Annotated in this window: 8 protein-coding genes and 1 pseudogene; 7 read left to right on the top strand and 2 right to left on the bottom strand. The window is 65.7% G+C overall.

Annotation, left to right across the window (positions count from 1 at the left end; translation table 11 throughout):
• Both NS331_RS24540 and NS331_RS24535 read right to left on the bottom strand, forming a co-directional pair.
• Positions 1 to 431, bottom strand: a 431-nt coding sequence (locus NS331_RS24540; protein ID WP_058644533.1) for a DUF3619 family protein, incomplete at its 3' end; no start/stop codon positions are given.
• Positions 428 to 1,000: an RNA polymerase sigma factor gene (locus tag NS331_RS24535; RefSeq protein ID WP_058644532.1), complete on the bottom strand. Its 573-nt coding sequence runs from the start codon at positions 998 to 1,000 to the stop codon at positions 428 to 430. The genes NS331_RS24540 and NS331_RS24535, both read right to left, overlap by 4 nt.
• Positions 1,001 to 1,294: 294 nt before the next feature.
• Between NS331_RS24535 and NS331_RS24530 the strand changes: the two genes are divergently transcribed.
• The 7 genes and pseudogenes from NS331_RS24530 to NS331_RS24500 all read left to right on the top strand — a co-directional run.
• A complete protein-coding gene (locus NS331_RS24530; RefSeq protein WP_058644531.1) occupies positions 1,295 to 3,061 on the top strand; it encodes an acetolactate synthase 3 catalytic subunit in 1,767 nt (588 codons plus the stop codon).
• A 129-nt stretch (positions 3,062 to 3,190) separates the two neighbouring features.
• Positions 3,191 to 3,682 carry an acetolactate synthase small subunit gene (gene ilvN / locus NS331_RS24525; protein ID WP_017759053.1) on the top strand — a complete coding sequence of 164 codons (492 nt, stop codon included), beginning with the start codon at positions 3,191 to 3,193 and terminating at the stop codon, positions 3,680 to 3,682.
• Between the two features lie 150 nt (positions 3,683 to 3,832).
• A complete protein-coding gene (gene ilvC / locus NS331_RS24520) occupies positions 3,833 to 4,849 on the top strand; it encodes a ketol-acid reductoisomerase (protein ID WP_058644530.1) in 1,017 nt (338 codons plus the stop codon).
• A 188-nt stretch (positions 4,850 to 5,037) separates the two neighbouring features.
• Positions 5,038 to 5,862 carry a CDP-diacylglycerol--serine O-phosphatidyltransferase gene (pssA, locus tag NS331_RS24515; RefSeq protein WP_058644529.1) on the top strand — a complete coding sequence of 275 codons (825 nt, stop codon included), beginning with the start codon at positions 5,038 to 5,040 and terminating at the stop codon, positions 5,860 to 5,862.
• 189 nt (positions 5,863 to 6,051) lie between these two features.
• Positions 6,052 to 7,761: a 2-isopropylmalate synthase gene (gene leuA / locus NS331_RS24510; protein WP_058644528.1), complete on the top strand. Its 1,710-nt coding sequence runs from the start codon at positions 6,052 to 6,054 to the stop codon at positions 7,759 to 7,761.
• A 31-nt stretch (positions 7,762 to 7,792) separates the two neighbouring features.
• On the top strand, positions 7,793 to 9,331 hold the full coding sequence (locus NS331_RS24505; protein WP_058644527.1) for a 2-isopropylmalate synthase: 1,539 nt from the start codon (positions 7,793 to 7,795) through the stop codon (positions 9,329 to 9,331).
• Between the two features lie 151 nt (positions 9,332 to 9,482).
• Positions 9,483 to 10,065, top strand: a pseudogene (locus NS331_RS24500) (D-alanyl-D-alanine carboxypeptidase); the annotation flags it as partial.

The raw sequence follows: 10,065 nt of genomic DNA, 5'->3' as shown, positions 1-10,065 counted from the left end.
GCCGCCGCGGCGGCCGCCTTTGCCTTCAGGAACTGGGCGAAGCCGGGGTCGGTGTAGGCGGCGGGGGGCAGATCGTCGGTGAGCAGCGCGGCATCCACCTCGGCGAGCTCGGCGGTGCGGCGCTCTTCCTGGGTGAGGCCGATGGTGAGCAGCCCGACGGCGAGCGCCACAAGCGGAATGGCGGCCATGGCCCGGCCCCACCAGCCGGACTGGCCGAACACGGCGCTGCCGCCGGCAGAGACGAGCACGGGCGCGGTGTGCAGGATTTCCCGCTTGCGATTGGCCATGGCCTGCATGCGCGCGGCGCGCAAACGCTCGCTGATGTCGCGCGGCAGGGCATCGGTACCGTCATTCAGGCGCGCCGCGATGGCGCGGCCGAACAGGTCTTCGGGGCGGGAGGAGGAATGAGGGCGTGTCGAAGAAGAAGTCATGGCGGCAGAATCCCCTTCGCCTTGAGGGCGCGGCTGAGTGCCTGGATGGCCCGGGAACAGTGCGTCTTCACACTGCCTTCGGAGCAGCCCATCGCGGCGGCTGTCTCGGACACATCCATCTCTTCCCAGTAACGCAACAGGAATGCCTCCCGTTGACGAAGCGGCAGCGCGGCGATCTCGGTTTCGATCTGCCGGAAAACCTGGGCGCGGCGGGTGACGTCCTCGGCGCTTTCGGTTTCCCGCGTGTCGAGGTCGCCGTTGAAGCTGCCGAGCAGGTCGAAATCGCCCGCATCGTCGTCGTCGGTCTCGAAATCGCTCAAGTTGGAAAACAGCGCCCGGCGCGTCTTCTGCCGGCGGAACCAGTCCAGCGTGCAGTTCGACAGGATGCGCTGGTAGAGCATGGGCAGCTCGCCGACGGGCTTGTCGCCGTAGTGCTCGGCCAGCTTCATCATGCTGTCCTGGACGATGTCCAGGGCGGCCTCTTCGTCGCGCACGTGATAGAGCGAGCGCTTGAACGCGCGCTTCTCGACGCTTTTGAGGAAGTCGGAGAGTTCTTGTTCGGAGGCCAAGCGCAGGGTGCCAGGGGCGCGTGTGGGGTCGGTCGGTCGGCGGCGGGCGCTCTGCTTGCGTGAGAACTTTGCCCGCAAAAAGTCGCGCGGATTATGGCATCGGCATTTCTGCCGCCCGCGTTGCGGCGGGCAATGCCATAATCGCCGGCTCGCAGTCAAAAGGCAAACGGGTCAAGATCCGGCGGTTTATCTGTCCGCCCATGGTTTTGGCCTCAAGTCCTGGCGCGGCCCCACAAGGGCTGGCAAGGGGCACCCAAGGTTTTTCGTTCCCGAAAACTCGGAAGGTTCATCAACATGGAAATCTCCAAGGCAGAGACCGCCGCGGTCGCGGCTGGCCAACCTCAAGAACTCATGGGCTCTGAAGTGCTGATCAAGGCACTGCAGGCCGAAGGCGTCAAGTACATCTGGGGCTACCCCGGTGGCGCCGTCCTCTACATCTACGACGCGCTCTACAAGCAGGACACCATCCAGCACGTGCTGGTGCGCCACGAGCAGGCCGCCGTGCACGCGGCCGACGGCTATGCCCGCGCGACGGGCGATGTCGGCGTGGCGCTGGTCACCTCGGGCCCGGGCCTGACCAATGCGGTCACCGGCATCGCGACCGCTTACATGGATTCGATCCCCATGGTGATCGTCGCCGGCCAGGTGCCCACCGCGGCCATCGGCCTGGACGCCTTCCAGGAATGCGACACCGTCGGCATCACGCGCCCCATCGTCAAGCACAACTTCCTGGTCAAGGATCCCAAGGATCTGGCGGCGACCATGAAGAAGGCCTTCCACATCGCGCGCAGCGGCCGCCCCGGCCCGGTGGTGGTGGACGTGCCCAAGGACGTCTCCTTCAAGAAGGTGGCCTACCACGGCTATCCCGAGAAGGTGGAGATGCGCTCGTACAACCCGGTGCGCAAGGGCCACGGCGGCCAGATCCGCAAGGCGTTGCAGTTGCTGCTGACGGCCAAGCGCCCCTACATCTATACCGGCGGCGGCGTGCTGCTGGGCAATGCGACCAACGAGCTGCGCACGCTGGTCGACATGCTGGGCTACCCGGTCACCAACACGCTGATGGGCCTGGGCGCCTATCCGGCGAGCGACCGCAAGTTCCTCGGCATGCTGGGCATGCACGGCACCATCGAAGCCAACAATGCGATGCAGAACTGCGACGTGCTGCTGGCCGTGGGTGCGCGCTTCGACGACCGCGTGATCGGCAACCCCAAGCACTTCGCGCAGAACGAACGCAAGATCATCCACATCGACATCGACCCGTCGAGCATCTCCAAGCGGGTGAAGGTGGACGTGCCGATCGTCGGCGACGTCAAGGACGTGCTGACCGAGCTGATCTCCATGATCCGCGAGAGCGGCACCAAGCCCGACGGCGGTGCGCTGGCCGACTGGTGGAAGACCATCGAGACCTGGCGCAGCCGCGACTGCCTGAAGTACGACCGCGACAACCAGGACGTGATCAAGCCGCAGTACGTCGTCGAGACGCTGTGGAACATGACCAAGGACGTCGAGGCCTACGTGTGCTCCGACGTCGGCCAGCACCAGATGTGGGCTGCCCAGTACTACCGCTTCGACGAGCCGCGGCGCTGGATCAATTCCGGCGGCCTGGGCACCATGGGTGTGGGCATCCCCTACGCCATGGGCATCAAGCTGGCCAAGCCGGAGGCGGAGGTCTTCACCATCACCGGTGAAGGTTCGGTGCAGATGTGCATCCAGGAACTGTCGACCTGCCTGCAATACAACACGCCGATCAAGATCTGCTCGCTCAACAACCGCTACCTGGGCATGGTGCGCCAGTGGCAGGAGATCGAATACTCCGGCCGCTACAGCCACAGCTACATGGACGCGCTGCCCAACTTCGTGAAGCTGGCCGAGGCCTATGGCCACGTCGGCATGCTGATCGAGCGGCCGCAGGACGTCGAGCCCGCGCTGCGCGAGGCCCGCAAGCTCAAGGACCGCACGGTGTTCATGGACTTCCGCACCGACCCCACCGAGAACGTGTTCCCGATGGTCCAGGCCGGCAAGGGCATCACCGAGATGCTGCTGGGCAGCGAAGACCTCTGAGCCTTCCAGCGGGGCCGGCCGTGCGTGGCCGGCGCCGCGTTTTCCTTCCCCTTCCAGACGAATCTATTGCCCGCCGAGCCTGCGCATTACCGTGCGCAGGGGAGGGCGGCGAAAAGAGGAATCGACACCATGAAGCACATCATTGCCGTGCTGCTCGAGAACGAGCCCGGCGCACTCTCCCGCGTGGTGGGCCTGTTCTCGGCCCGCGGCTACAACATCGAGTCGTTGACGGTGGCCCCCACCGAAGACCCGAGCCTGTCGCGCATGACCATCCAGACCCAGGGTTCGGACGACGTGATCGAGCAGATCACCAAGCACCTGAACCGCCTCATCGAGGTGGTCAAGGTGGTCGACCTCACCGAAGGCGCCTATACCGAGCGCGAGCTCATGATGGTGAAGGTGCGCGCCGTGGGCAAGGAACGCGAGGAGATGAAGCGCATGGCCGACATCTTCCGCGGCCGCATCATCGACGTGACCGACAAGAGCTACACCATCGAGCTCACCGGCGACCACGGCAAGAACGACGCCTTCCTCGACGCCATCGACCGCAGCGCCATCCTCGAGACGGTGCGCACCGGCCCGAGCGGCATCGGCCGCGGCGAACGCATCCTGCGCGTGTGACGGAATCGGGGCTCGGTCCTTGTCCGTCCGGTCCGAGCCTGTCGAAGCCCCGCAAGCCAGCCGGCCGCGGGTCTGCAATGAGCCCTTCGACAGGCTCAGCACGGACGGCAACCACCCATCGCAACCCCTTCAGCTAAACGGAGAGAAGACATGAAAGTTTTTTACGACAAGGACTGTGACCTGAGCCTGATCAAGGGCAAGACCGTCGCCATCATCGGCTACGGCTCGCAGGGCCACGCGCACGCGCAGAACCTGAACGACAGCGGCGTCAAGGTCGTGGTCGGCCTGCGCAAGGGCGGCGCCTCGTGGGACAAGGTCGGCAAGGCCGGCCTGAACGTGCTCGAAGTGAACGAGGCCGTGAAGTCCGCCGACGTCGTGATGATCCTGCTGCCCGACGAGCAGATCGCCGAGGTCTACAAGAACAACGTCGAGCCGAACATCAAGGAAGGCGCCTCGCTGGCCTTCGCCCACGGCTTCAACGTGCACTACAACCAGGTCGTGCCCCGCGCCGATCTGGACGTCTGGATGGTCGCGCCCAAGGCTCCCGGCCACACCGTGCGCTCCACCTACGCCCAGGGCGGCGGCGTGCCCCACCTCGTGGCCGTGCACCAGGACAAGTCCGGCAAGGCCCGCGACCTGGCCCTGAGCTACGCCATGGCCAACGGCGGCGGCAAGGCCGGCATCATCGAGACCAACTTCAAGGAAGAGACCGAAACCGACCTGTTCGGCGAGCAGGCCGTGCTGTGCGGCGGTGCGGTCGAACTGATCAAGATGGGCTACGAGACGCTGACCGAAGCCGGCTACGCGCCCGAGATGGCCTACTTCGAGTGCCTGCACGAGCTCAAGCTGATCGTCGACCTGATCTACGAAGGCGGCATCGCCAACATGAACTACTCGATCTCCAACAACGCGGAGTTCGGCGAGTACGTGACCGGCCCCGAGGTGATCAACGAGCAGTCGCGCGCCGCCATGCGCAACGCCCTCAAGCGCATCCAGAACGGCGACTACGCCAAGATGTTCATCCAGGAAGGCCGCCTGAACTACCCGTCGATGACGGCCCGCCGCCGCAACACCGCCGACCACTCCATCGAGCAGGTCGGCGGCCAGCTGCGCGCCATGATGCCCTGGATCGCCAAGAACAAGCTGGTCGACCAGAGCCGCAACTGATCGGCCTTGTGCGGGGCTTCGGCTCCGCTGCCGATCCAGAGGCCACCGCCTGCGGTGGCCTTTTTCTTGCCTGCGTGCGCGGGGCGCTGCGGCTGCCGATGTCCCTGCGCGGGCGGGGCCGAGGGCGCAGTGCGCCCGGCACCTTTGACTACACTGCCACGTTTCCCGGAAGGCCGGAGGCCGAACTCATGCACGACCCCATTCCCTTGAACGATGCGCCGATCCGCAAGCGCCGCAAGGGCATCTACGTACTGCCCAACATGGTCACGCTGGCGGCCCTGTTCGGCGGCTTCTATGCCATCGTCATGGCGATGAACGGGCGCTTCGACCTGGCCACGGTGGGCGTGTTCTGCGCCATGGTGCTCGACAGCCTGGACGGCCGGGTGGCGCGCATGACCAACACCCAAAGCGCCTTCGGCGAGCAGATGGATTCGCTGGCGGACATGGTGTCCTTCGGCGCGGCGCCGGCCCTCATCGCCTACGAATGGTCGCTCAAGGGCCTGGGCCGCTGGGGCTGGATCGCGGCCTTCGTGTACTGCGCCTGCGCCGCGCTGCGGCTGGCGCGCTTCAACGTCAACACCGGCGTGGTCGACAAGCGCTGGTTCCAGGGCCTGCCCTCGCCAGCGGCCGCGGCGCTGGTGGCGGGCTTCATCTGGCTGATGACCGACTGGGGCCGGCGCGGTGCCGACGTCTGGTATTTCAGCTGGACGCAGATCACCTGGATCACCTTCTTCTTCACGCTGTACGCGGGCCTGTCGATGGTGACCAACGCGCCCTTCTACAGCTTCAAGGACATGCAGATCCGCAAGAGCGTGCCCTTCGCCACCCTGGTGCTGATCGCGTTGGGCATCGCGGTGATCAACATCCATCCGCCCACGGTGCTGTTCTGCCTGTTCGTGCTGTATGGGCTGAGCGGCTACGTGATCTATGCCTGGCGCAAGGCCAAGGGCCAGCCGGTGAGCATGATCAGTGTTTCCACCGACGAGCCCGACGAGCGCGGCTTGCACGAATGACCGCCCGCTGTGATAGAGTCGCAACCCTCATGAACGTTTTCGCCCTGGCCCTACTACTGATTCCCCCCAACGGGCGGAGACGGTAGAGCGCACGCGCAAAACACCCTCGACACGGCCCGTTTGCACCAGCAACGGGCCGTTCGTCTATGGGGTTGCTGGTCGGTTCCAACCTCTTGCAGAGAAATCGACATGCTCCAGCAGCCTCACACCAAGTACCGCGCCTTCGCACCGATCGGCCTCAAGGACCGCACCTGGCCCGATGCCGTCATCACCCGGGCGCCCATCTGGCTGTCGACCGACCTGCGCGACGGCAACCAGGCCCTGGTCGAGCCGATGGACCTCGAGCGCAAGATGCGCATGTTCGAGACGCTCGTGGAAATTGGCTTCAAGGAAATCGAAGTCGGCTTTCCCTCCGCCTCGCAGACCGAATTCGACTTCGTGCGCAAGCTGATCGAGGAAGACCGCATTCCCGATGACGTGACAATTCAGGTGCTGACCCAGGCGCGCGAGCACCTGATCGAACGCACCTTCGAATCGTTGCAGGGCGCGCCGCGCGCCATCGTGCACCTCTACAACGCCGTCGCGCCGGTCATGCGCCGCGTGGTGCTGGGCCTGGACGAAGACGGCATCGTCGAGCTCGCCGTCACCCATGCGAAGATGTTCAAGGACCAGGCCGCGCGCCAGCCGGCCACGCAGTGGACCTTCCAGTATTCGCCCGAGATGTTCTCCGGCACCGACCTGGCCTTCTCCAAGCGCGTGGTCGATGCGGTCACCGCGGTCTGGGCGCCGACGCCCGAGCGCAAGTGCATCGTCAACCTGCCGTCCACGGTCGAGCATTCCACGCCCAACATCTTCGCGGACATGATCGAGTGGATGCATCGCAACCTGGAGCGGCGCGATGCCATCGTGCTCTGCGCGCATCCGCACAACGACCGCGGCACCGGCACGGCAGCCGCCGAGTTCGCCGTCATGGCGGGCGCGGACCGGCTCGAGGGCTGCCTGTTCGGCAACGGCGAGCGCACCGGCAACCTCGACATCGTCAACGTGGCGCTCAACCTCTACACCCAGGGCGTGTCGCCGGGGTTGGACTTCTCGCACATCGACGACATCCGCGCCACGGTCGAGCATTGCAACCAGATCCCGGTCCATCCGCGCCACCCGTACGTGGGCGACCTGGTCTACACCTCCTTCTCGGGCTCGCACCAGGACGCGATCAAGAAGGCCTTCTCGGCCCGCAAGGATGGCGACATCTGGGACATCCCCTATCTGCCCATCGATCCGAAGGACGTGGGCCGCAGCTACGAGGCCGTGATCCGCGTCAACAGCCAGTCGGGCAAGGGCGGCATCTCGTACCTGCTCGAAAGCGAATACGGCCTCGAACTGCCGCGCCGCCTGCAGATCGAGTTCAGCCAGGTGGTGCAGCAGGTGATGGACGTGCAGGGCAAGGAGCTGGGTGCCGCCGACCTCTGGAACATCTTCCGTGACGAGTACCGCATGGATGGCGCGCAAGGCCTGCGCCACCGCGTGCAGTCCGTGGAAGGCGAGGGCGACCAGGCGCTCACCGTGCTGCGCGGCGAACTCGTCTGGGGTGGCGAGGCGGTGGCCATCGAAGGCCGCGGCAACGGCCCCATCGACGCCTTCAGCCGCGCTGTGGCCGAAGCCACGGGCCAGCCGATCCGCGTGATGGACTACCACCAGCATGCCATCGGTGCGGGTGCCGATGCGCGGTCGGTGGCCTATGTGGAAATGCGCATGGGCGACTCGCGCACGCTGTACGGCGTGGGCATCGATGCCGACACCACGGCGGCGGCACTGAAGGCCATCGTGTCGGGCATGCGGCGTGCCGCGGGCGATGGAGCGCAGCAGGCACAATCGCCGGCTGCCGCCGAGACGGCCTGACGCAGAACGTACACGGACAAGGAGCCCAACGATGACCGACCAGCTGATCATTTTCGACACCACCCTGCGCGACGGCGAGCAGTCGCCCGGCGCCTCGATGACGCGTGACGAAAAGCTGCGCATCGCGCGCCAGTTGGAGCGGCTCAAGGTCGACGTGATCGAGGCCGGTTTCCCGGCCAGCTCCAACGGCGACTTCGAGGCGGTGCAGGCGATCGCCAATGCCATCAAGGACTCCACCGTGTGCGGCCTGTCGCGGGCCAACGACCGCGACATCTCGCGCGCCGCCGACGCCCTGGCCGGTGCCGCGCGGGCGCGCATCCACACCTTCATCGCCACCTCGCCGCTGCACATGGAGAAGAAGCTGCGGATGACGCCAGAGCAGGTGCTGGAGCAGGCCAAACTGGCCGTGCGCTTCGCCCGCAACAAGGTGGCCGACGTCGAGTTCAGCCCCGAGGACGGCTACCGCAGCGACGTGGACTTTCTCTGCCGCGTGCTGGAGGCCGTGATCGCCGAGGGCGCCACCACCATCAACGTGCCCGACACGGTGGGCTACGCGGTGCCCGAGCTCTACGGCCACTTCATCAAGACGCTGCGCGAGCGCATTCCCAACAGCGACAAGGCGATCTGGTCGGTCCATTGCCACAACGACCTGGGCATGGCGGTGGCCAACTCGCTGGCCGGCGTCAAGATCGGCGGCGCCCGCCAGGTCGAATGCACCATCAACGGCCTGGGCGAGCGCGCCGGCAACTGCTCGCTCGAAGAGATCGTGATGGCCGTGAAGACCCGCAAGGACTACTTCGGGCTCGAGCTCAACATCGACACCCAGCACATCGTGGCCGCCAGCCGCATGGTGAGCCAGACCACCGGCTTCGTGGTGCAGCCCAACAAGGCCGTCGTCGGCGCCAACGCCTTCGCCCATGCCTCGGGCATCCACCAGGACGGCGTGCTCAAGGCTCGCGACACCTACGAAATCATGCGTGCCGAGGACGTGGGCTGGACCGCCAACAAGATCGTGCTGGGCAAGCTCAGCGGCCGCAACGCCTTCAAGCAGCGCCTGCAGGACCTGGGCGTGTCGATGGACAGCGAAGCCGACCTGAACGCCGCTTTCCTGCGCTTCAAGGAGCTGGCCGACCGCAAGGCCGAAATTTTCGACGAGGACATCCTCGCCCTTGTCAGCGCCGAGCAGCAGTCGAACGTTGACGAGCAGTTCAGTTTTGTGTCTCTGGCGCAGCACAGCGAAACCGGCGAGCAGCCCAAGGCCCGCATCGTCTTCACGATGCACGGCAAGGAGGTGGTCGGCGAGTCGGGCGGCAATGGACCGGTCGATGCCTCGCTGAAGGCCATTGAATCCCTGGTGAAAAGCGGCGCCGAAATGGTGCTGTACTCGGTGAATGCGATCAGCGGATCGACCGAAAGCCAGGGAGAAGTAACAGTTCGGTTGCAAAATGCCGGACGCGTGGTCAACGGTGTCGGTGCCGATCCGGACATCGTCGTGGCCTCGGCCAAGGCCTACCTGGGTGCGCTGAACAAGCTGCACAGCCAGACTGAACGCGTGGCCGCGCAAGGCTAGTTTCGGGCGACTCTGCATCGTGGATGAGAAAGAGGACGCAAGTAACTGATTTGCGTCTCTTTTTTGTATTCGATAGACTGCGGCACCTTTCGATGTCCTGCCGCTGGAGTTGTTGATGGCCGAAGCCCCTGCGCTGCCTGTTTTGCCCCGAGTGTCTTCCCAGCGGTATCTTCCCGCGCTGCGCGTGCTGGCCGTGGCCCTGTGTGCCGCCTCCTTCCTCACGCCGATGGCCCATGCCAACGGCAAGAAGCAGCACGCCAGCAGCAAGAAGCCGGCTGCCGCCAGCAAGGCGGTGGCCAAGACCACCAAGGCGCGCGCCGAGGAGCGCACCGTGCGCGGCGGCCGCAACGTGGTCGCCACCGTGCGCAAGAGTGGCGGCAAGACGGTGGTGGCCGTGCAGCGCCGCTCCGTCGTGCGCGTGGCCGAGCCCGCGCCGGTGCGGCAGTCCTTCGGCCAGATGGCGGGACTGCACAACGCCATCGATCCGCTCGACCTGAAGTCCAGCGTGGCATTGGTGCTCGACCAGGACACGCGCGAAGTGCTCCTGAGCAAGAACGACCACGCCGTGCTGCCCATCGCCTCGATCACCAAGCTGATGACCGGCCTGCTGATCAGCGAGGCCAAGCTGCCGATGGACGAGCCGATCACCATCACCCAGGACGACGTCGACACCGAGAAGTTCAGCCGTTCGCGCCTGGCCGTCGGCACCACGCTGCCGCGCGGCGAACTGCTGC

The organism is Pseudacidovorax intermedius (genome assembly GCF_001476815.1).
Taxonomy (GTDB): Bacteria; Pseudomonadota; Gammaproteobacteria; order Burkholderiales; family Burkholderiaceae_C; genus Xenophilus; species Xenophilus intermedius_A.
This window is presented reverse-complemented; position numbering and strand designations above follow the sequence as displayed.